The sequence below is a fragment of the Streptomyces sp. NPDC026673 genome (genome assembly GCF_040638135.1).
Lineage (GTDB): Bacteria > Actinomycetota > Actinomycetes > Streptomycetales > Streptomycetaceae > Actinacidiphila.
In genome coordinates this window covers 1-19,953 of record NZ_JBEZXR010000011.1, presented here as the reverse complement: position 1 = coordinate 19,953, position 19,953 = coordinate 1, and the positions used below count along the sequence as shown (strand labels likewise).

Sequence of the window (19,953 nt, the reverse complement as noted above, 5' to 3'; positions counted from 1 at the left end):
GATTTTTTCACCTATTCGGGTGACCGACCGCTCTCCGCCTGCTGCTCGGCCCCGGTGGCGCTGCACGCCACCGGGGCCGGACGGTGTCCGGAGTACGCCATCCGGGTGATCGGTCACCCGTTCGCCTCGCGGCGGGAGCGTCAGACGGCCGCCGCCGCGGCGTCCCGTTCCTGGGCCCGCAGCGCCCGCGCGAGGTCGTCGCGGCACTCGGCGACGAGCCGGCGCAGCGCGGGCGGCGCGTCCGTGTGGCCGGCCAGCCAGGCGTCGGCGGCGTCGAGCGTGGCGGGCCGGTCCTGGTGGTGCGGGAAGAGCCCGCGGACGACGGCCATGCCGATCTCGATGGAGCGTTCCCTCCAGATCCGCTCGATCACCGCGAAGTAGCGGTCCGCGTACGGGGCGAGCAGGTCGCGCTGACCCGGCTGGTCGAAGCCCGCGATGGTGGCCTCGACGAGCGCGTTGGACAGCGCGTCGGACTCCACGACCCCCGCCCAGCACTGCGCCTTGACCGCGGCGGAGGGCCGCGCCGCCAGGCAGCGCACCTGGTGCCGCTTGCCGGAGGCGGTGTCGTCGCGGGCGAGTTCCGCCGCGATGGCGGCCTCGTCGGCGGCGCCCCCGGCGGCCAGCGCCTCCAGGAAGGTCCAGCGCAGCTCCTGGTCCACGTCGAGCCCGTCGATCTTCTCGGTGCCGTCGAGCAGCCCGCGCAGCACCTCCGTCCCGGCGTCCCCGGAGGCGACACCCGCGTAGAAGCGGGCCCAGGCCAGCTGGTGGCCGCTGCCCGGCGCCGCCGCGCGCAGTTCGCGCAGCGCGCCGTCGGCCAGTTCCCGCGCGCCCTGCTCGCGCCACTCGGGTGCGGCGTAGTCGTTCAGGGCCGTACGGGCCTGCAGGTGCAGCCCCTGCAGCACGCCGATGTCGGTCTCGGCGCCGGCGAAGCGCAGCACCAGGCCGAGGTGGTCACGGGCCGGCATGAGGCCGTCGCGGGTCATGTTCCACACCGCGGACCAGGCCAGGGCGCGGGCCATCGGATCGGTGAGCGAGCCCAGGTGCTCCCGGATCGTGGCCAGGGAGTCCTCGTCGAAGCGGATCTTGCAGTAGGTCAGGTCGTCGTCGTTGACCAGCACCAGGTCGGGCCGCTCGGCCCCGGCCAGCTCGCCCACCACCGTGCGCGGCCCGGCCACGTCGGTCTCGGCACGCGCGTAGCGCTCCACGGCGCCCTCCGCGGTGCGCCGGTAGAGCCCCACCGCCACCCGGTGCGGGCGCAGCTCGGGGTGCGAGGCGGCCGCCTCCTGCAGCACGGCGAGCTCCGCGACCCGCCCGTCGCCGTCGTACGTCACCTGCGGGGTCAGCGAGTTGACGCCCGCGGTCTGCAGCCAGGACCGGGACCACTCGCCCATGTCCCGCCCCGAGGTCTCCGCCAGCACGGACAGCAGATCGCCCAGCTCGGTGTTGCCGTAGGCGTGGCGCTGGAAGTAGCGGCGCGCGCCCTCCAGGAAGGCGTCCCGTCCGACGTAGGCGACCAGCTGCTTGAGCACGCTGGCGCCCTTGGCGTAGGTGATGCCGTCGAAGTTGAGCTTGGCGTCCTCCAGGTCGCGGATGTCGGCCGTGACCGGGTGGGTGGAGGGCAACTGGTCGGCGCGGTAGGCCCAGGCCTTGCGGCGGTTGGCGAAGGTGATCCAGCCCTCCTTGTAGCGGGTGGCCTCCACCAGCGAGAAGGCGCCCATGAAGTCGGCGAAGGACTCCTTGAGCCACAGGTCGTCCCACCACCGCATGGTGACCAGGTCGCCGAACCACATGTGCGCCATCTCGTGCAGGATGACGTTCGCCCGGCCCTCGTAGGACGCCTGGGTGACCTTGCCGCGGAAGACGTACTCCTCGCGGAAGGTGACCAGCCCCGGGTTCTCCATCGCGCCGATGTTGTACTCGGGCACAAAGGCCTGGTCGTACTTCCCGAAGGGGTACGGGTAGCCGAAGTGGTCGTGGAAGAAGTCCAGGCCCTGCTTGGTGACGGTGAGGATCTCGTCGGCGTCGAAGTGCCGGGCCAGGCCCTTGCGGCAGAGCGCGCCCAGCGGGATCTCCAGCTCGGAGCCGTCCGGCAGCGTGCGCCGGTAGGTGTCGTGGACCATGTGGTACGGCCCGGCCACGACCGCCGTGATGTAGGTGGAGATCGGGCGGGTCGGCGCGAAGTGGCGCGTCTCGCCGCCGTCGGAGACCCCGGTCACCCGTTCGTTGGCGAGCACCACCCAGGACTCCGGGGCGGTCACGGAGAAGGTGAACGGCGCCTTGAGGTCGGGCTGCTCGAAGTCGGCGAAGACCCGGCGAGCGTCGGCGGGCTCGTACTGGGTGTAGAGGTAGACCTCGCCGTCCTCGGGGTCGGTGAAGCGGTGCATGCCCTCGCCCGTCCGGCTGTAGGCGCACTGCGCGTCCACGACCAGCACGTTCTCGGCTGCCAGGTCGTCCAGTGTGATCCTCGTCCCGTCGAAGACCGCCGCCGGGTCCAGCTCGCGTCCGTTGAGCGTCACCGAGGTGACGGAGGGCGCGATCAGGTCGGCGAAGCTCGACGCCCCCGGCTGCGTGCAGCGGAACCGGATCGTGGTCACGGACCTGAACGTCCGCTCCTCCGGGCGGAGGGCCGACCGCAGGTCGAGCGCCACCTCGTAACCGTCCACGGCCAGCAGCCGTGCCCGCTCTCGGGCCTCGTCACGCGTGAGGTTCTCGCCGGGCACGGAGTCTCCATTCGTCTCGTCTTGTGGACGCCCGCATCTTCGCACGCGGCCTCGCACCCGGGCACGCGGGAATGAGCACGGCGACCGCCGGTGTTCTCCCCCTGATCCGTGCACCGATCAGCCGTTCCGCGAGGAGATTTCCGTGACCGAGACCACAGTCGAGACCCCCGCCGAGAAGACTCCGGTCGACTTCTGGTTCGACCCCGCCTGCCCCTGGGCGTGGATGACGTCCCGCTGGATGCTGGAGGTCGAGAAGGTGCGCCCCGTCGAGGTGCGGTGGCACGTGATGAGCCTCGCGGTGCTCAACGACAACCGTGACGAGCTGCCCGAGGAGTACCGGGAGTTCCTGACCACGGCCTGGGGCCCGGTGCGCGTCTGCATCGCCGCCGAGCAGAAGTACGGCAGCAAGGTGCTCGGCCCCCTCTACACCGCGCTCGGCACCCGTATCCACAACCAGGGCCTCGGCCACAAGGACCACGACGTCATCGTCGCCGCCCTGGAGGAGGCGGGCCTGCCCGCCGACCTCGCCGACTTCGCCCGCAGCGACGCGTACGACGCCGAGCTGCGCGCCTCCCACCAGGAGGGCATCTCCAAGGTCGGCCAGGACGTCGGCACCCCGGTCATCGCGGTCCCCGGCGCCGACGGCGAGCAGATCGCCTTCTTCGGTCCGGTCGTCACCCCGGCGCCCAAGGGCGAGGCCGCGGCCCGCCTGTGGGACGGCACCCTGCTCGTCGCGTCGACCCCGGGCTTCTACGAGATCAAGCGGACCCGCGACCAGGGCCCGATCTTCGACTGAGCCCCCTGCTAGAAGTGCCGGAGCAGTTCGGGGAAGGCCGCCAGCCGCAGCACCCGCTCGTCGGCCGGGTCGAGCTCGGACCGCTCCAGCACCCAGGTGTTCTCGTTCGGGATGAACACCGCGCTCATGCCGGCCTCGCGCGCGGGCAGGATGTCCGACTTCGGGGAGTTCCCGATCATCCAGCTCCTGCCCGGCGCGAAGCCGTACTCCGCCAGCAGGGCCCGGTAGGTGTCCGCGGCCTTCTCCGGCACGATGTGCACCCCGCGGAAGTGGTCCGCCAGCCCGGAGGCCGTCACCTTGCGCGACTGCTCCTCCTGGTCGCCCTTGGTGAGCAGCAGCAGCTCGTGCCGGGTTCCCAGCTCCTCCAGCGTGTTCGCCACGCCGGGCATCAGCTCCACCCGGTGCTCCACGAAGGCCACCGCCAGTTCGTCCACCCGCCGGAGCTCGGCCTCCGTGACAGGCCGCTCCCGCAGCCGCTCCAGGAGCTCGCCGAGGCTGCGCAGGAAGACCTTGCTGCCGTAGCCGTGGACGACCGCGTTCGCCGCCTCGATCTCGTTGAGCAGCTCCCTGATCTGCGCCCGGTCCAGGACGGGATGGTCCACCCAGTCCAGGAAGTCCTCTATGACCCGCTCGAAGACCACGTTGTTCTCCCACAACGTGTCGTCCGCGTCGAAGACCAGTACCTGCCGGGTCAGCCGTGCCTCGTTCATCCCGCGAGCGTATCCAGCGCCCGCCCCCGGCGGCCGCGCATTTTCCGGCGGCGCTACGCGAGCCGCCCGGCGAGCGCCGCGTCCAGCTCGGCGCGGGAGGGCGGATCCGCGCCGACCCGCGTGCAGTTGAGCGCCGCGGCCGTGACGCAGCGCTCCAGCACGGCGGTGAGCCCTTCCGGGGAGGCGGGGACACCCGAGCCGGCGATCGCGTCGAGCAGCGCCGCCTGGAAGGCGTCACCCGCGCCGATGGTGTCGACGACGTCGACCTCCGGCGCCGCCACCCGCACCAGGGCGCCGTCGGTCACCGCGAACGCGCCGTCCGCGCCCAGGGTGACGACCGCGAGCCGGGGCCCCTCGGCGAGCAGCACCCGGGCCGCGTCGGCCGGGTCGAGGCCCGGGAAGAGCCAGTCCAGGTCGGCGTCGCTCGCCTTGACCACGTCCGTGACCGCGGCCAGCCGCAGGCACGCCCCGCGGTAGGCGCTCCGGTCCGGCTGCACGGCCGGCCGCACGTTGAGGTCGGCGACGACGGTGCGCCCCGGCAGGGCGTGCAGGTCGCGGCAGAGTTCCAGCACCCGCGTCGCCCCCGGCTCGACCACCGCGGCGAGCGACCCGGTGTGCAGCACCGCGGTGTCCGCGGGCAGCGGCAGGCGCTCCGGGTCCCACGCCGCCAGGAAGTCGTACGAGGCCGAGCCGTCCCGGTCGAGATAGGCCATCGCCAGGGTGGTGCGCCCCGCCGGGCTCGCGGCCCGTACGACCTCGATGCCCGTCGACTCCAGATGCGCCCGGACCAGCTCGCCGGGCGGGTCGTCGCCCCAGGTGGTGACGAGGGTGGTGGGACGCCCCAGCCGGTGCAGCCCGACCGCCACGTTCGCCGGGCTGCCGCCGGGCAGCGGGGTGACCTGCCGCTCCCCGGAACGCCACAGCAGGTCGACGAGGACCTCACCGACGACGCCGACGCGGGAGGGGGAGGACGGAGCGCTCATGCGGGCAGCATAGGAGGCCGGAATGCGGGCGCCGGAGCGGCGCCTCGTGTCGCCGAGAGCGCCGCTCCGAGGCCGATTGGAGAAACCCCACAGCGGCTCCCGTGACGAAGCTCACGCCCGGCGCCCCTTCCTTGTAGGAAGGCGACCAAGGCTGTGATCAGGCCTTTGTGATCGGCGGACGATGATCGGCGAGGGCCCGGCGGGTTAACGTCACGATGTCCCGAACCGACCCTCACCCTCGCGGAGTCACCCGATGGCCAGCGCATTTCCCGCCGTGCGGACCCACCCGGTCCTCGCCGACCTCATCCCCGCGTCGCGGCTGCGCGACGTGGCCCTCGTGACGGGCGGCGCCGTACTGACCGGCCTGGCCGCGCAGTTGTCGGTGCCGGTACCCGGCTCCCCGGTGCCGGTGACGGGCCAGACCTTCGCCGCCCTGCTGGTGGGCACCGCCCTCGGCGCGCGCCGCGGCTTCCTGGCGCTCGCGCTGTACGCGGTGGCCGGTGTCGCCGGGATGCCGTGGTTCGCGGAGGGCTCCTCCGGGGCCGCGGCGCCGAGCTTCGGGTACATCATCGGCATGATGCTGGCGTCCGCGGTGGTGGGCGCTCTCGCCCGGCGCGGTGCGGACCGCAGCGTGTGGCGGATGGCCGGCGTCATGGTGGTCGGCAGCGCCGTCGTCTACGCGGTGGGCGTCCCCTACCTGGCGCTGGCAGCGCACTGGACCCCGGGCAAGGCCATCGCGTTCGGCCTGACGCCCTACCTGATCGGGGACGCGCTCAAGGCCGCCCTCGCCATGGGCGTGCTGCCCGCCGCCTGGAAGCTGGTCGGCCGCCGCCGCTGACCTTCTCCGACCGTACGCACCCGGGTGGGGGCGGGGCCGCGGCCCCGCCCCCACCCGTTCGTTCTCCGTCAGTGCCGTGGCGCCGGCCCGCGCCGGGTCAGCCACAGGCCCGCGCCACCGGCCGCCAGCAGCAGGCCGCCGGCCAGCACCAGGACGACCGTGCCGTCGGAGGGGCCGGTGTCCGGCAGGGTGCCGGGCGCGGAGGGACTGGCACTCGCGGAGGTGTCGGGACCGAAGGGCACGTTGTCGGTGCCCAGCAGCAGCGGGGTGTCCGGGGCGTTCGGTGTGGGCTTGCCGGTGCCGAACGGGACCGGTCCCTGCTGCCACAGCAGGGTGCCGGAGCCGCCGAGGGTCACGGGCAGGCAGATCTTGCCCTTGCCCTGGAGGTCGTAGGTCGCGGACACGGAGTAGGTCTTGCTCTTTCCCGCCGCCAGTTTCCCGACGGCGCAGCTGAATCCGCTGTTGGAACCCTCGGGGAGCTGTGCCCTGGGAATCGCGGCGCAGCCCTTCACCGCGGTCACCTTCAGGGCGTCGAAACCGACCACGGAGAGCTTGAGTTCCGGGGACTCCGTGTCCCCCTTGTTGACCACCCGGGCCGTGATCGAGGTTTTTTCCGTCGTGTTGTCGACGGAGATCGTGGACGGCAGTTCCGTGCTCACCTTCACCCCTGCCGGTGCGCTCGGCCCCGGCGTACCCCCTTGACTGCTGCCTGGTCCGGGCTCGGCCCCGTACACCGGTCCGGCGAACGCCAGCGCCAGTGCGGCGGCCGCGGCGGCCGCGGCGGCCGCCTTCCGAACATGAATTCGCCGATTGAAAAGGCGCATTGCACTTCCCCCTTCTGCCCCGCATCAGCGGTATCTGAAGAGGTACCACAAGATTCCCGGCAACTATGCTGTCATGGTGGCAAGTTCATACTTCTGTCCCGGTCCCGGCGTGAATTGTGGGCCGCCGGACAGGAATTGATGGGGATGGGGAATTCTTCCCGCAGTGGGGAGTCCGGGCATGGTGGGAAATGCGGGCGGTGGGGTGCGCGGCCGGCTGGTGGCCGATCGCTACCGACTGGGGGAGCCGATCGGCCAGGGCGGCATGGGCCGCGTCTGGCGGGCGGTCGACGAGGTGCTGGACCGGCGGATCGCCATCAAGGAGATGCGGCTGGACGGCATGGAGGCGGAGGACGCCCGGGTCCGTCGCGAGCGCAGCCTGCGGGAGGCGCGCGCCACGGCCCGGATCGACCATCCGAACGTGGTGCGGATCTACGACGTGGTCCAGGAGGAGGACCGGCTCTGGATCGTGATGGAACTGGTCGACTGCCGCTCCCTGGAACAGGTGCTGCTCCAGGACGGTCCCGTGGACGTGGCCGAGGCCGTGCGGATCGGGACGGGGCTCGCCCGCGCCCTGCGCGAGGTGCACGCGGTGGGCGTGCTGCACCGCGACATCAAGCCCGGCAACGTGCTGATCGACACCCGGGGCAGGGTCGTCCTCACCGACTTCGGCATCGCCGCGATCCAGGACGCCACCGCGCTGACCATGGCCGGCATGCTCGTCGGCTCCCCGGACTACATGGCCCCCGAGCGGGTGGAGGGCCGCCGGCAGGGACCGCCGTCCGACCTGTGGTCGCTGGGCGCGACGCTCTGCGCCGCCCTGGAGGGCCGGTCGCCGTTCTCCCGGGCCACCACCCTGGCCACCCTGCACGCGGTGCTCTACGAGGAGCCGCGACTGCCCGAGGGGGCCGGGGCGCTCCGCGCCACCCTGGCCGCGCTGCTGCGCAAGGACCCCGCCGAGCGCATGACGCTGGACGCCCTGGACGAGGCGCTCGCGACGCTCGGCACGCCCTCCGGCGGCCCGACCGTCGTCACCCGGCAGGCACCACCGGCACCGGAGGAGGGGCGTACGCCGACGCTCGCCGTCGGCCGGGCCGCACCGGCGCCGGTCGCCGGGCCCGCTCCCGTCGCCGTTCCGCCGCCGGTTCCGCCGCCGGTTCCGCCGCCTGTACCGGAGCCGGTCCCGGAGCCCGAGGACGCCGTCCCGCCGGGCTGGGAGCGCCGCGCTCCGGCACCGCCCGTCCCGGAACCCGCCCCGGAACCCGCCCCGGAACCCGCCCCGGGGCCGGTCGTGCCCCCGGAGCCGGTGCACCCGCTCCCGTCGCCGCCGCCCTCGCGGGGCCCCTCGCGTGTCCGCCGGGCGGTCCTGCCGGCCGCCGCGGGAGCGGCCGCCGTCGCCGTCACCGTGGTCCTGATCACCGCCCCGCGCACCGGTCACCGCGAGGGCCCCGTCGTCGCCGGCACCAGCCGCCCCCCGGCCACCGGCGGCACGTCGCCCACCGGCACGGACGCCCCCGGGACGCGGGACGAGACCGGCTTCGCCTGGGAGCCGCCGCGGGGCTGGACGCGCAGCGCCAAGAGCCCTTCCAACGTCCACTACCACGCTCCGGACGGACAGCGGGAGATCGCCGCCTCGTACGCACTCGCACGGGGCGGCGATCTCCTGAAGCAGTGGCGCACCTTCGAGGCCGGCTCCCACGACGTGCCCGGCTACCGGAAGACCCGGCTGGAGCGGACGTCCTTCCGCGGCCGTCCCGCCGTCGTCTGGGAGTACTCCTTCACCCAGGCCGGCGCGCCCTGGAAGGCGCGGCAGCTCGGCTTCACCGAGGGAGGCAAGTCGTACCAGCTGAACATCTGGTACGCGGCTGCCGCCGAGTCCGCAGCGCTGGCCGCCTACGACCGGGTCGGGGACTCCTTCCGGCCCTTGTGAAGGACCTGGCGCAGCACCGCCACGGCGACCACGCCGAGCCCCACCGGCACCGGGACGACCACCTGGTCCCGGCCACCGCCGTCGGAGCTCGCATCCCCCTCACCGAATACCCACGGCATGTCGCCCAACGTGGCCGTGCCACACTCGTCCGTATGCGCGTGTACCTCGGTTCCGACCATGCCGGCTTTGAGCTCAAGAACCATCTCGTGGAGTGGCTCAAGGCCAACGGCCACGAGCCCGTGGACTGCGGGCCCCACATCTACGACGCCCAGGACGACTACCCGCCGTTCTGCCTGCGCGCCGCGGAGCGCACCGCCGCCGACCCCGGTGCCCTCGGCATCGTCATCGGCGGCTCCGGCAACGGAGAGGCCATCGCCGCCAACAAGGTCAAGGGCGTGCGGGCCGCGCTCGCGTGGAGCCAGGAGACCGCGACCCTCGGCCGCGAGCACAACAACGCCAACGTCATCAGCGTCGGCGCCCGCATGCACACCACGGACGAGGCCACCAAGTTCGTCGAGGTGTTCCTCGGCACGCCCTACTCGGGTGAGCCGCGCCACACCCGCCGCATCGACATGCTCACCGCGTACGAGACCACCGGCGAGCTGCCCCCGATCCCCGCCCACCACCCGCAGGAGGGCTGATCCGGGCATGCCCGAGGGGCATACGATCCACCGCCTCGCCGCGGACCACGAGGAGCGCTTCGGCGGCCGCGTGGTCCGCGCGAGCAGTCCGCAGGGCAAGTTCTCCGACGGCGCCGCCCTCCTGGACGGCACCGTGATGGAGACCGCGGAGGCCCACGGCAAGCACCTCTTCCTGGGGTTCGGACCGGTCGGCTGGGTCCATGTCCATCTCGGGCTCTACGGCAAGTTCGGCTTCGGCGCCGGGCCGGGCGGGGCCCCCGTCGGGCAGGTCCGGCTGCGCCTGGCCACCGACGAGCACCACGCCGACCTGCGCGGTCCGACCGCCTGCGAGCTGATCACCGAGGCAGAGAAGCAGGCCGTACACGACCGGCTCGGACCGGACCCGCTGCGCCCCGCCGACACCGGGGAGCGCGCCTGGGCCCGCATAGCGCGCAGCCGCACCAGCATCGCCGCGCTGCTGATGGACCAGAAGGTCGTCGCGGGCGTCGGCAACGTCTACCGCGCCGAGGTCCTCTTCCGCCACGGCATCGACCCGTACCTCGCGGGGCGGGACCTGGACCGCGCGCGGTGGGACGCGATCTGGGCCGATCTGGCCGCCCTGATGCGCGAGGGCGTGCGGAACAACCGGATCGACACCGTGCGCCCCGAGCACACCCCCGAGGCCATGGGCCGCCCGCCGCGTGTCGACGACCACGGCGGCGAGGTCTACGTCTACCGCCGCGCCGCCATGCCGTGCCACATATGCGGCGCCGAGGTGCGCACCGCCTCCCTGGTGGCGCGCAACCTCTTCTGGTGCCCCGCCTGCCAGCCCGCCGGGGGCTGATCCCGGGTCACACCACGAGGGCCTGCTCGCTGCCGCAGTGGCGGCACCTGCGGGCCGCGGCGGGCAGATCCTCCGACAGGCACTCGGGGCAGGTCTTCACCGGTCCGGGGTCGTCGAACACCGTGAGGCCGCGCCGGGCCTGGTAGGCCTTGTACGGCAGGATGATCACGAAGTAGACGACGGCCATGAAGATCAGGAAGTAGATCAGCGTGGCGATGAAGGCCCCGATGTCCAGGTAGGTCTCGCCGTTGCCGGGCCTGCCGAGCTGCCAGCCGAGACCGGGGGACGACCCGCCCTGGGCGCGGGCGATGATCGGGTTGATCACGTTGGTGGTGAACGACAGGATCAGCGTGCTGAACGCCAGGGCGACGATCAGGCCCACCGCCACGATGATGACGTCGCCGCGCAGCAGGAAGTTCTTGAAACCCTTGAGCATGGCGATTCCTCCGCGCCGCTCGACCGGACACCTCGGCGGGGCCGGGCCGCGGTGGTCCGTCCCGCATCTCCCCAGACCAGCCGGTGGGGAGCGGGGCCGCAAGCGCTGCGGGGCCGGCCGGGGGACCCCCGCGTGCGGGAGCACCCCGGCCGGGGGAGGGGCGTCGGAGCGGGTCTAGAAGCCGTGCGGCAGCCAGGGGGCGACATCGCCGCCGAAGGCCACCGCGGCCTCCCGCAGGACGCCCTGGCGCAGCTCCCGCACCCGGCCGGCCCGGGCCAGCGCGGTGAGCGAGACGTCGCCCAGGTAGGCGGCGCCCAGCTCGCGTGCCGACAGGGCCAGGTCCGCGGCGTCGGTCGTCCGCTCGCACGAGGCGCCCTTGGCGTCGCCGGCCAGCCGCCAGCGACCCTCGTTCCACGGGCAGAAGGGGTCCGAGACCTCCAGCACCACGTCCAGCGGAGCCGCGTAGGTACGGGCCGACAGGGCCGCGCCCACCTCGACCGGGCGCAGCAGCAGGCCTTCCCTGACGCGCATGCCGCAGCGGCGCACGTCGTCGACCAGGTGCAGGACCGGATCGTCGGCGGGACGGTTGCGCGCGGTGATGCGGCAGGTGAGGTCGATTCCGAACAGGTAGCGCCACAGCGCGGCATATGTGTCCGGATCCAGTGCCTCCAGGTCGCGCAGCACCACCGTTCCGTCCGGTCCGGCCGCGTTCCAGGCGGACTTCACCGCGTACCGCGTGTAGCCCCGCACCTCTCCGTCGCGCTCGGCGACCACGCAGAGCAGTTTCGACGCGCCGTCCCGGAACGCCTCCGGGTCGAGTACGCCCTTGCGCTCCCAGTTCGGCCGCCGCTCCAGCATGCCCGGCCGGGTGGGTACCCGCCGCGCGTAGACCTCCTCGCAGGCCGCCAGGGCCTTCTCCGGGTCGGCGAAGCGCAGCGTGACCGCGTCGGCGCCCGCGGGGACGGTGAGGCCGGCCCGCAGGGTGTCGACCTCCAGCGTCGTCTGGCGGGTGGCGACCTCGTAGCCGTAGCGGCCGTAGATGGCCGGCTCGGACGCGGTGAGCACCGCAAGGGGCTCGCCCAGTTCGTGCACCTCGTCCAGCTGCCGCCGCATCATCGAGGTCAGCAGCCCGCGCCGGCGGTGCGTCGAGGCGACGCTGACCATGGTGACGCCCGCCGCCGGGACCACGGCGCCGCCCGGCACCGCCATGCGGAAGGAGAACGCCCCGGCGGTGCCGACGACCTCCGTGCCGTCCCAGGCCGCGATCGACCGGGAGAACTCGGTCACCCCGCGGTCGAACTCCCGCTCCTCCGCCGGCCAGACCGCGCTGCCGAACGCGCGTTCCAGCGTGCTGAACCACTCGTCCCACTGTTCGGACTCGAGAACCCGCAACTCCACCGTCATGTGCCCTGCCTACCAGCCGCCCCGGGGGCGGGCGAGCGGTTTTCGCCGGTCGCGGCGGCGAATCGGCGCACCATGAGGGGCACCTCCCATGCGGAGAACGGGTGAGGGTGGATAGGGTCGCCGGGAACATGGCACGACGCCCGGTAGGAGACGGATTCGGGGCCCGGTGGCGCAGGACGGTCCACCGGGCCCGCGTGAGCCTGCGCAAATCCGCCGTGGACTACTTCCGCGGCGACGCCGCCGACTGGCTCGCCCTGGCCGTCCTGACGCTCAGCGTGCCGCTGATCGCCTGGGGCACGGTCCTGGCGCCGCAATGGTGCCCGCCCACCACCCTGGTGCTGCCCGTCCTCGTCGGCGGCCTGCTGCTGCGCCCCTCCAGCCTCCTGCTGCTGTACGGCGCCAGCGCCGCCGCGATGGTCGTGGAGTCCGCCGTCCTCGGCCCGTACGGCGGGGGCGTGGGCCGGGTCACCCCCGGCACCGTGCTCGTGGTGGCGGCGGTGGCCCTGGCCGGCCTGATCGTCGCGCAGTTCCGCGCCCGGGTCGGCGTGCCCTGGATGCGCGGCGGCACGATGCTCTTCGACCTGCGCGAACGCATCCGCGTGCAGAGCCGGATCCCGCGGCTGCCGGACGGCTGGCACGCGGAGATGGCGCTGCGGCCGGCCGGCGGCCAGTCCTTCTCCGGCGACTTCGTGGTGGCCACCCGCACCTCGGGCGGTCGGATCCTGGAAGCCGTCCTCACCGATGTGTCGGGCAAGGGCATGGACGCCGGTTCCCGCGCCCTGCTGCTGTCCGGCGCCTTCGGCGGCCTGCTCGGCTCGCTGCCGCCGCACGCCTTCCTCACCGCCGCCAACGGCTACCTGCTGCGGCAGAACTGGGACGAGGGCTTCGCCACCTCCGTCCACCTGGTGCTGGATCTGGAGACCGGCGACTACGAACTGCTCTCGGCGGGCCACCTGCCGGGCATGCAGCTCAGCGCGGGTACCGGCCGCTGGGAGGAGAAGGCGGCCGAGGGACCGCTGCTCGGGGTGTACGACGGCGCCGAGTTCAACAGCGTCAAGGGGACCCTGCGCTCCGGTGACGTGATGCTCCTCTTCACCGACGGCCTGGTCGAGGCCGCCGGCCGCGACCTCACGGAGGGCATCGACCGGCTCATCGGCGAGGCCGACCGCTATGTGCCGCACGGCTTCCGGGGCGCGGCCTGGCAGCTGATCGAGGCGGTCGCCAAGGACGTCAACGACGACCGCGCCCTGCTCATCGTGTGCCGGGACTAGCCACCGGCCGGAACGCCCAGGGCATCCTCGGCTCCATTGCGAAGCGAAACGCCCTCTGCACCGGCGTCGAGCAGAGCGCGGTGATCACCACGACGGCGATCGCGGTCACCGCGACCTGGCCCAGCGGGGTGTGGATCCAGTCGTGGTCGTACCAGTCGCCGAAGCGCGAGCCCTTGGCGAGGAAGCCGTGCAGCAGGTAGCCGTAGAGCGTGCCGGCGCCCAGGGCCGTGAACCACATGCGGCGGCGCGGCACCCAGGCGAAGAAGCACACCGACAGCGCGACGGCGCAGCAGAACAGCGCCAGCGTCATGACCGGCCCCGTCCACCAGGGAGCGCCCAGCTCCTGCGCGCTCGAGCGGTGGTAGAGCCACGAGCGGTTCATCCGGGGCGCCGCCCAGTAGGAGACGGCCAGCGCGGCGAGGCACACAGGGACGGACAGCACGCGCACCACCCGGCGCCGCGCGAGGTGGAAGTGCTCCGCCTTCAGGCACATGCCCAGCACGAAGAAGGGCAGGAACTGCAGGACGCGCTGGAGGTCCAGGTCGTCGCCGATGCTCGGGGAGAGGGAGGCGAGGGCCGCGATCACCAGGGCGACCGCCACCGGCTGCCGGATGACGCGCCAGATCGGGGCCGTCAGCCGCCAGATGAAGAGGGCGCCGAGGAACCAGGTGAGGTACCAGGGGTCGAGCAGGCTGACGGAGTGCCCCGAGGTGCCGCCGGCCACGTTCCTGAAGAGGGAGTAGGCGGCCTCGAAGAGGACGTAGGGGACGACGACGCCGGTGACCAGTCTCCTGACGCGGTCCGGGCGGGAGTCGAAACTCCGTGAGAAGTAGCCCGAGATGACGATGAAGGCCGGCATGTGGAAGGCGTACACCAGGAGGTAGAGCGCGCCGGCGGTCCTGCTCTGCCCGGTGAGCGGTTCCCAGGCGTGGCCCATTGCGACGAAGACGATGGCGAGGTACTTGGCGTTGTCGAAGAACGGGTCGCGCCGCGTGGGGTGGGGGGTGGGCGCGGCGGGTGCGGCCGGCCGGGGCGCGGGCGGGGCTTCCTTGCGGGGGTTCGGGAGAGCGGAATTCCCGGTCTGGACCCTGCCGGGGGACAGGGTGTTCGTGTGGGGGGGCTGGAACATCTGATGCACCATAGCGGGCGCCTCTGCCTGAGTAAATTCTCGGAGGGAATGGGGTCGCCGCGCTGCTACCCGGGAATGTGTGCGTCATGCCACTGTCCGTTCTGTACCACTATGGGTGGTCATATAAGGGTTGAACGGGGCATATGGGCAGACGAGTTGCGTGTTGTGCAGGTTTTTTGATGATCGTTCGTGTGACAAGTGGGCGTGCGGGGAAATAGTTTGGAGAAATTCACTCGAACGAGCCGTGCAATTGCGAGATTCGCCTCATCCGAAGTGATCAGAAGTGATCGCGATGTTCTGCGTCACAGGTGTGCGGCCCCGGCGCGCGGGGAAGGGTGTGTCCCGCGGGGTCTCGGTGTCGGTGGCAGGTGGCACGATGGACGTCGCGGGGGTGCGGCCGGCGTGGCTCCCCTCGGAACGGTGAGGCGTCAGACCGAGGATGTGATCCCCAGTGGCCATCTCCCTGTCCGTGGTGCTGTTGTTGGCGATCATCATGATCGTCCTGATACGGGGCAAGACGCTCAAGGTCGGCCCGGCCATCGTCGCCGCGCTCTTCGGCTTCTTCCTTGCCTCCACGGGCATGGCGCCGGCGATCAACAAGTTCCTCGACTCGCTGGCCGACACCATCAACCAGATAAACCTCTGATGCGCGGCCCGGCGCGGTGAGCGCCGGGTGCACGGAGTCAGGCCGCGGCGGGCGTACGGTCCTCGGCCGTCCCGACGATGCGGCGCAGCGCGGCGGTCCGCTCCTCGGGGCGCCGGGCGGACAGCAGCGCCGCCAGCACCGCGATGCGGGCCTGCCCCGCGCGCAGCGTCCCGGCCAGCACGGCCCCGGCCGCCGCGAGGTCCACGGCCCCGCCCCCGGTGTACATCGGGGCCACCGGCCCCGCCGGCACCCGCGTGCTCACGGCGACCAGCACACCCGACTCCACCGCGCGGCGCACCGCCTCCGCGAACTCCGGCGTGGCGTTGCCCGCGCCGGTGCCGAGCAGCACGACCCCCTCGGCGCCCGCCCCCAGCGCGGCCTCGAAGAGCACGGGGTCGGCGTCGACGTGGTGCATCACGATGTCGACGCGCGGAGCCTTCGCGGCGGCGTCCGGCAGCGGCAGCGCCGCGGCGCGCGCCCGCGGCCCGCCCCAGGCGATCTCGCCGAACTTCACCCGGCCCAGCGGTCGTCCGGAGGGGTCGGCGAAGGCCTGGACGTCCAGAGTGTGCGCCTTGACCGTGCCCCGGGCGGCGTGCACGAACCCGCCGAAGGCGATGACCACGCCGATGCCCTCGCCGGTCGCGGCGGTCAGCAGCGCGTCGTAGAGGTTGCCCGCGGCGTCCCCGTCCACGGAGTCCAGGGGCAGTTGTGCACCGGTGAAGACCACCGGGCGCCGGTCGTCGTGGTGGAGGTCCAGCAGGAAGGCGGACTCCTCCATGGTGTCGGTGCCGTGCGTCACGACGACGCCGTCCACGGCGGGGTCGGCCAGCACCTCGTGGACCGTCCGCAGCAGCTCCAGCTGGTGGGCGGAGGTCAGCCGCGAACTGTTCACCGTGAACAGATCGCGAACGGTCACCTCGACGCCCTCGGGGATCGCGCCCGCCGCCAGCACCTCGTGCCCGGCGGCCTCGGCCGCGTACCCGGCCCCCTGCCATCGGCTGGCGATCGTCCCGCCGGTGCCGATCACGACGATGTGCTTCACGTTTTCCTCGCTCGCGTGTTCGCCCAACCCTCCACCGCAAGGATATGCGCTGATGCCCGGCATCGGATTGCCAATCAGCCCGCGTAGACTCGCAATGAGTGGTATCTATTGCCGCCATGGACGCCATCGACAGAAGAATCTTGCGCGAACTCCAGGCCGACGGACGGCTCACCAACCAGGAGCTGGCCGCCCGCGTCGGCCTCACCCCCTCCCCGTGCCTGCGCCGCGTGCGCCAGCTGGAGGAGGACGGGGTGATCCAGAGCTACCGGGCCGTCGTCGACCCCGCCGCCGTCGGCCGCGGCTTCGAGGTCTTCGCCTCCGTCGAGGTGCGGCGCGACCGCGAGTCCGTCGCGGCCTTCGAGGAGCAGGTGCAGGCCATCCCCGACATCGTCGAGGCCTACCGGCTCTACGGCGCGCCCGGCTGCCTGCTGCGGATCGCGGTGGCCGACAGCGACGCCTACGAACGCTTCTGGACCGAGAAACTGATCGGCCTGCCGGGGGTGAGCGAGGTGAACTCGCAGATGATCATGAAGCGGATCAAGGGGCCGAAGGGCGTGCCGGTCCAGTAGCCCTCCGGGGTTCAATGGCCCCGTGGACTACCAGCGCTTCCTCGAGCAGGCGATGGCCGCGGCCCTCCCCGCACTCGGCCGCGGCAAGGTCGCCGACTACATCCCGGCGCTCGCGGCCGCCGACGCCGGCGCCTTCGGCATGGCCCTGGCCACCACCGACGGGGAGGTGCACGGCGTCGGCGACGACACCACGCCGTTCTCCGTCCAGAGCGTCTCCAAGCTCTTCACCCTCGCCCTCGCGCTCCACCACGGCAGCGACGCCCTGTGGCGCCGCGTGGGCCGTGAGCCCTCGGGCAACCCGTTCAACTCGCTCATCCAGCTGGAGACCGAGCAGGGCATCCCGCGCAACCCCTTCATCAACGCCGGGGCCCTCGTCGTCACCGACGCCCTCCAGACCCTCACCGGCGACGCCTCCGGGGCCGTACGCGAACTGCTGCGCGCCGAGTCGGGCAACCCGGCCGTCGCCACCGCCCCGGCGATCGCCGCCTCCGAGGCCGCCCACGGGCACCGCAACGCCGCCCTCGCGCACTTCCTCGCCCACTTCGGCAATCTGCGCAACCCCGTGGACACCGTCCTGGAGCACTACTACGCCCACTGCGCCCTCGAGGCCTCCTGCCGCGACCTCGCCCTGGCCGGCGGCTTCCTCGCCCGCCACGGACTGCGCGCCGACGGCAGCCGCCTGCTGTCCCGCACCGACGCCAAGCGCCTCAACGCCGTGATGCTCACCTGCGGCACGTATGACGCCGCGGGCGAGTTCGCCTACCGGGTGGGACTGCCCGGCAAGAGCGGCGTCGGCGGGGCCATCCTCGCCATCCTCCCGGGCCGGGGCGCCCTCTGCGCCTGGAGCCCCGGCCTCGACCCGGCCGGAAACTCCGTCGGCGCCATGGCCGCCCTCGACGCGTTCACCACCGCCACCGGGCTGTCGGTCTTCTAGCCGTACGCGACGCCGGACGGGATCTAGGCGCGCCCGAGAGCGTCCCGCACCGCCTCCTCGGACCGTGCCACCACCGCCGTGCCGTCCTCGGCCGTGATGATCGGCCGCTGGATCAGTCGCGGATGTTCCGCCAGCGCCCCGATCCACCGGTCGCGCTCGGCGGGCTCCCGCGGCCAGTCCTTCAGTCCCAGCTCCTTCGCCTCGGCCTCCTGCGTCCGGACGATGTCCCACGGCTCCAGCCCGAGCCGACCCAGCACCGCCCGCAATTCCTCCGCGTTCGGCGGGTCCTCCAGGTACCGGCGCACGGTGTACCGCGCGCCCTCCTCGTCCAGCAGATGCAGCGCGGAGCGGCACTTCGAGCACGCGGGATTGATCCAGATCTCCATGCGGCCAATGTAGTGAGGGGCTCACCGGTCGTCGCGACCGTCGTCGCGCAGTTTCCGCCAGATGCGGGTGCGGTGCAGCGCGTACAGGGCGATGAACAGGACCAGCGCCTGCAGTCCCACGGCGAGCAGCCAGAAGACGATCCTGCTCTCCAACTCATCCGTCATGTAGGTGAAGTTCATGCCGAAGAAGCCGGTGAGGAAGGTCAGCGGGAGGAAGATCGTCGACACGATGGCCAGCCGGTTGATCACGCCGTTCTGCTCGCCGGACACCAGGGACGAGTAACTGGCGAAGGTCCGCCGGGAGGCGTCCTGGAGCGACTCGATGCTGGCGAGCACCATCCGCGCGGCCCGCTGGTAGGAGGCGGCGAGCCGCTGCCGCTCCTCCGGGAAGCTGCCGCTCATCATCCGCCGGGTGATGGTCTCGTCGGCCGCCTGCAGGTACGGCAGCAGCGCGTGGTGCAGCTCGGCCGCGCGCCGCCGCAGCCGTGCCAGCCGGTACACCTGCTGAGGGTGCCGGTTCTCGAACATCTCGTCCTCGAGGTCCTCCACCTGCAGCAGCGCTTCCACGGCGGACCTGCGGAAGGTCTCCAGGGCGTCCTCCAGCAGCAGGAACAGCGCCGCCGTGGTGTCCGCGGGCCGCTCGTGCGGCAACCGGCCGAAGAAGCCCCCGATCAGGCCGCTCGGTCCCCGGTGGATCGTGACCAGGTACCGCCCGGTCACGAAGGCGTGGACGTCGGTGACCCGGCCGTCCTCGACGAGGGGCACGACGAAGCGGGCGTTGTCCCCGAGGAACTCCGCCCGCGCCGATTCGCCCTCCCTGCCCAGCCACGCCAGGTCCTCGGCCTCCAAGCCGAGTTCACGGGCGATCGGGGTCGTGTCGGGCGGTCCCTCACGGGGCAGTTCGACGTCCACGAGCAGGAAACGGGAGGCCGCCATCCGTTCACGCGCCGCCGACACGGTCGCGCGGGTGACGATCCCCTCCGGCATCGACACCACCGATACGATCATCGTCCCTCACCGTGGATCGCCCGCACACCTCCCAGCCTGCGCAGGCTCCGGCATCCACGCATGCGGAGGGGCGCGTTCGCACCGCCCTGCCGGCCCCGAACGGGTGAGGGCCGCCGCCGCCAAGGCGTCAGCGGCGTCTACCGAGGCCGCGTCCGCCTGTCAAGTCCCGAAATGCAGCGACATGACGCGGCCGGAATGCCCGGGCTTAATTGAGTCATGAGGTCGCGCAGCGCAGACCGAACCGCAACACCGGGAAACCTCCCGGTGGCGCATTCACCGGGAGATTCCCCCCGGTACCGGAATCCCTGAAAAGGATTCTCCGGAATTCCCACTGTGACTCACCTGAGGAGAACTGCCATGTCCCGCACCCGCAAGATCGTCATGCTGACCGCCGCCACCACCCTGGCCGCCGGTGGCGCCCTGCTCCCGACCACCGCATTCGCCGCGGCTCCGGCACACGCCGACGCCGTGAAGGCGGCGCCCCAGCAGCATCAGAGCCTGCACAGCCGTGACGGCGGCGGGGTCAACAACAACATCCCGATCGTCAATAACGGCGGCGGTGGCTTCTTCGGTGGGCCGGTGAACAACAACATTCCGATCGTCAACAACAATGGTGGTGGTTTCTTCGGCGGCGGGGTGAACAACAACATCCCGATTGTCAACAACAATGGTGGTGGTTTCTTCGGCGGCGGGGTGAACAACAACATCCCGATCGTCAACAACGGTGGTGGTCTCTTCGGCGGTGGCGTCAACAACAACATCCCGATCATCAACAACTGATCCGCCGGGCCGCCCGAGGCGCGCGGCCGGGGTCCGCAGCTCGGTCGGGGTGAGCGCGAAGACCTCGCGCACGGTGTCGTTGAAGG

Annotated in this window: 20 protein-coding genes; 10 read left to right on the top strand and 10 right to left on the bottom strand. The window is 72.2% G+C overall.

Annotation, left to right across the window (positions count from 1 at the left end; translation table 11 throughout):
- Positions 1 to 140 precede the first annotated feature (140 nt).
- Entirely contained in the window at positions 141 to 2,720 is a 2,580-nt protein-coding gene (gene pepN, locus AB0F62_RS11255; RefSeq protein ID WP_361795447.1) for an aminopeptidase N, read from the bottom strand.
- Between the two features lie 142 nt (positions 2,721 to 2,862).
- On the opposite strand from pepN, the gene AB0F62_RS11250 reads away from it, so the two are divergent.
- Positions 2,863 to 3,516 carry a DsbA family protein gene (locus tag AB0F62_RS11250; protein ID WP_361795444.1) on the top strand — a complete coding sequence of 218 codons (654 nt, stop codon included), beginning with the start codon at positions 2,863 to 2,865 and terminating at the stop codon, positions 3,514 to 3,516.
- A gap of 8 nt (positions 3,517 to 3,524) precedes the next feature.
- On the opposite strand, the gene AB0F62_RS11245 is transcribed toward AB0F62_RS11250, so the two are convergent.
- Positions 3,525 to 4,226 (bottom strand): HAD family hydrolase, encoded by a 702-nt coding sequence (locus tag AB0F62_RS11245; protein WP_361795441.1) that lies wholly within the window; start codon positions 4,224 to 4,226, stop codon positions 3,525 to 3,527.
- Positions 4,227 to 4,279: 53 nt separating this feature from the next.
- Positions 4,280 to 5,209: a carbohydrate kinase gene (locus AB0F62_RS11240; RefSeq protein ID WP_361795438.1), complete on the bottom strand. Its 930-nt coding sequence runs from the start codon at positions 5,207 to 5,209 to the stop codon at positions 4,280 to 4,282.
- A 253-nt stretch (positions 5,210 to 5,462) separates the two neighbouring features.
- On the opposite strand from AB0F62_RS11240, the gene AB0F62_RS11235 reads away from it, so the two are divergent.
- Positions 5,463 to 6,047, top strand: a complete 585-nt coding sequence (locus tag AB0F62_RS11235) for a biotin transporter BioY (protein WP_361795435.1) — start codon at positions 5,463 to 5,465, stop codon at positions 6,045 to 6,047.
- A gap of 68 nt (positions 6,048 to 6,115) precedes the next feature.
- Here the strand turns inward: AB0F62_RS11235 and AB0F62_RS11230 are convergent, their stop codons facing one another.
- On the bottom strand, positions 6,116 to 6,706 hold the full coding sequence (locus tag AB0F62_RS11230) for an LPXTG cell wall anchor domain-containing protein (RefSeq protein ID WP_361795432.1): 591 nt from the start codon (positions 6,704 to 6,706) through the stop codon (positions 6,116 to 6,118).
- Positions 6,707 to 7,049: 343 nt separating this feature from the next.
- Between AB0F62_RS11230 and AB0F62_RS11225 the strand changes: the two genes are divergently transcribed.
- From AB0F62_RS11225 to AB0F62_RS11215, 3 genes are all read left to right on the top strand, one after another.
- On the top strand, positions 7,050 to 8,798 hold the full coding sequence (locus tag AB0F62_RS11225) for a serine/threonine-protein kinase (protein ID WP_361795430.1): 1,749 nt from the start codon (positions 7,050 to 7,052) through the stop codon (positions 8,796 to 8,798).
- Between the two features lie 152 nt (positions 8,799 to 8,950).
- Entirely contained in the window at positions 8,951 to 9,439 is a 489-nt protein-coding gene (locus AB0F62_RS11220; protein WP_361795427.1) for a ribose-5-phosphate isomerase, read from the top strand.
- A gap of 7 nt (positions 9,440 to 9,446) precedes the next feature.
- On the top strand, positions 9,447 to 10,262 hold the full coding sequence (locus tag AB0F62_RS11215; RefSeq protein ID WP_361795424.1) for a DNA-formamidopyrimidine glycosylase family protein: 816 nt from the start codon (positions 9,447 to 9,449) through the stop codon (positions 10,260 to 10,262).
- Positions 10,263 to 10,269: 7 nt separating this feature from the next.
- Here AB0F62_RS11215 and AB0F62_RS11210 read toward each other — a convergent pair whose 3' ends face one another.
- Together AB0F62_RS11210 and AB0F62_RS11205 are read right to left on the bottom strand one after the other, a co-directional pair.
- A complete protein-coding gene (locus AB0F62_RS11210; RefSeq protein ID WP_361795421.1) occupies positions 10,270 to 10,698 on the bottom strand; it encodes an MscL family protein in 429 nt (142 codons plus the stop codon).
- A gap of 174 nt (positions 10,699 to 10,872) precedes the next feature.
- Positions 10,873 to 12,102 (bottom strand): GNAT family N-acetyltransferase, encoded by a 1,230-nt coding sequence (locus AB0F62_RS11205; RefSeq protein WP_361795418.1) that lies wholly within the window; start codon positions 12,100 to 12,102, stop codon positions 10,873 to 10,875.
- A 128-nt stretch (positions 12,103 to 12,230) separates the two neighbouring features.
- On the opposite strand from AB0F62_RS11205, the gene AB0F62_RS11200 reads away from it, so the two are divergent.
- Positions 12,231 to 13,373, top strand: coding sequence for a PP2C family protein-serine/threonine phosphatase (locus tag AB0F62_RS11200; protein WP_361795415.1), 1,143 nt, complete (start codon positions 12,231 to 12,233; stop codon positions 13,371 to 13,373).
- Here AB0F62_RS11200 and AB0F62_RS11195 read toward each other — a convergent pair.
- Complete coding sequence (locus AB0F62_RS11195) at positions 13,354 to 14,502, bottom strand: acyltransferase family protein (protein ID WP_361795412.1); 1,149 nt, start codon at positions 14,500 to 14,502, stop codon at positions 13,354 to 13,356. The two genes, AB0F62_RS11200 and AB0F62_RS11195, sit on opposite strands and share 20 nt — an antisense overlap.
- Before the next feature lie 451 nt (positions 14,503 to 14,953).
- On the opposite strand from AB0F62_RS11195, the gene AB0F62_RS11190 reads away from it, so the two are divergent.
- A complete protein-coding gene (locus AB0F62_RS11190) occupies positions 14,954 to 15,148 on the top strand; it encodes a hypothetical protein (protein ID WP_361795409.1) in 195 nt (64 codons plus the stop codon).
- 37 nt (positions 15,149 to 15,185) lie between these two features.
- Here AB0F62_RS11190 and AB0F62_RS11185 read toward each other — a convergent pair whose 3' ends face one another.
- Positions 15,186 to 16,190, bottom strand: coding sequence for an asparaginase (locus tag AB0F62_RS11185; protein WP_361795406.1), 1,005 nt, complete (start codon positions 16,188 to 16,190; stop codon positions 15,186 to 15,188).
- Between the two features lie 116 nt (positions 16,191 to 16,306).
- Between AB0F62_RS11185 and AB0F62_RS11180 the strand changes: the two genes are divergently transcribed.
- Positions 16,307 to 16,759 carry an Lrp/AsnC family transcriptional regulator gene (locus tag AB0F62_RS11180; protein WP_361795403.1) on the top strand — a complete coding sequence of 151 codons (453 nt, stop codon included), beginning with the start codon at positions 16,307 to 16,309 and terminating at the stop codon, positions 16,757 to 16,759.
- Between the two features lie 22 nt (positions 16,760 to 16,781).
- Positions 16,782 to 17,693: a glutaminase gene (locus tag AB0F62_RS11175; protein ID WP_361795400.1), complete on the top strand. Its 912-nt coding sequence runs from the start codon at positions 16,782 to 16,784 to the stop codon at positions 17,691 to 17,693.
- A 23-nt stretch (positions 17,694 to 17,716) separates the two neighbouring features.
- Here AB0F62_RS11175 and AB0F62_RS11170 read toward each other — a convergent pair whose 3' ends face one another.
- Together AB0F62_RS11170 and AB0F62_RS11165 are read right to left on the bottom strand one after the other, a co-directional pair.
- Positions 17,717 to 18,079, bottom strand: coding sequence for an arsenate reductase family protein (locus tag AB0F62_RS11170; protein ID WP_361795397.1), 363 nt, complete (start codon positions 18,077 to 18,079; stop codon positions 17,717 to 17,719).
- 21 nt (positions 18,080 to 18,100) lie between these two features.
- Entirely contained in the window at positions 18,101 to 19,087 is a 987-nt protein-coding gene (locus AB0F62_RS11165) for a CorA family divalent cation transporter (protein ID WP_361795394.1), read from the bottom strand.
- Between the two features lie 357 nt (positions 19,088 to 19,444).
- Between AB0F62_RS11165 and AB0F62_RS11160 the strand changes: the two genes are divergently transcribed.
- Positions 19,445 to 19,867, top strand: a complete 423-nt coding sequence (locus tag AB0F62_RS11160; protein ID WP_361795391.1) for a hypothetical protein — start codon at positions 19,445 to 19,447, stop codon at positions 19,865 to 19,867.
- Positions 19,868 to 19,953: the final 86 nt, after the last annotated feature.

What these genes read in the sequence shown, in the direction of transcription:
- AB0F62_RS11240 (WP_361795438.1), bottom strand. Translation starts at nt 5,209, where the DNA reads ATGAGCGCTCCGTCCTCCCCCTCCCGCGTCGGCGTCGTCGGTGAGGTC.
- AB0F62_RS11205 (WP_361795418.1), bottom strand. Translation starts at nt 12,102, where the DNA reads ATGACGGTGGAGTTGCGGGTTCTCGAGTCCGAACAGTGGGACGAGTGG.
- AB0F62_RS11225 (WP_361795430.1), top strand. Translation starts at nt 7,050, where the DNA reads ATGGTGGGAAATGCGGGCGGTGGGGTGCGCGGCCGGCTGGTGGCCGAT.
- AB0F62_RS11160 (WP_361795391.1), top strand. Translation starts at nt 19,445, where the DNA reads ATGTCCCGCACCCGCAAGATCGTCATGCTGACCGCCGCCACCACCCTG.
- AB0F62_RS11210 (WP_361795421.1), bottom strand. Translation starts at nt 10,698, where the DNA reads ATGCTCAAGGGTTTCAAGAACTTCCTGCTGCGCGGCGACGTCATCATC.
- AB0F62_RS11165 (WP_361795394.1), bottom strand. Translation starts at nt 19,087, where the DNA reads ATGATCGTATCGGTGGTGTCGATGCCGGAGGGGATCGTCACCCGCGCG.
- AB0F62_RS11195 (WP_361795412.1), bottom strand. Translation starts at nt 14,502, where the DNA reads ATGTTCCAGCCCCCCCACACGAACACCCTGTCCCCCGGCAGGGTCCAG.
- AB0F62_RS11245 (WP_361795441.1), bottom strand. Translation starts at nt 4,226, where the DNA reads ATGAACGAGGCACGGCTGACCCGGCAGGTACTGGTCTTCGACGCGGAC.
- AB0F62_RS11180 (WP_361795403.1), top strand. Translation starts at nt 16,307, where the DNA reads ATGGACGCCATCGACAGAAGAATCTTGCGCGAACTCCAGGCCGACGGA.
- AB0F62_RS11215 (WP_361795424.1), top strand. Translation starts at nt 9,447, where the DNA reads ATGCCCGAGGGGCATACGATCCACCGCCTCGCCGCGGACCACGAGGAG.
- AB0F62_RS11200 (WP_361795415.1), top strand. Translation starts at nt 12,231, where the DNA reads ATGGCACGACGCCCGGTAGGAGACGGATTCGGGGCCCGGTGGCGCAGG.
- AB0F62_RS11220 (WP_361795427.1), top strand. Translation starts at nt 8,951, where the DNA reads ATGCGCGTGTACCTCGGTTCCGACCATGCCGGCTTTGAGCTCAAGAAC.
- AB0F62_RS11170 (WP_361795397.1), bottom strand. Translation starts at nt 18,079, where the DNA reads ATGGAGATCTGGATCAATCCCGCGTGCTCGAAGTGCCGCTCCGCGCTG.
- AB0F62_RS11235 (WP_361795435.1), top strand. Translation starts at nt 5,463, where the DNA reads ATGGCCAGCGCATTTCCCGCCGTGCGGACCCACCCGGTCCTCGCCGAC.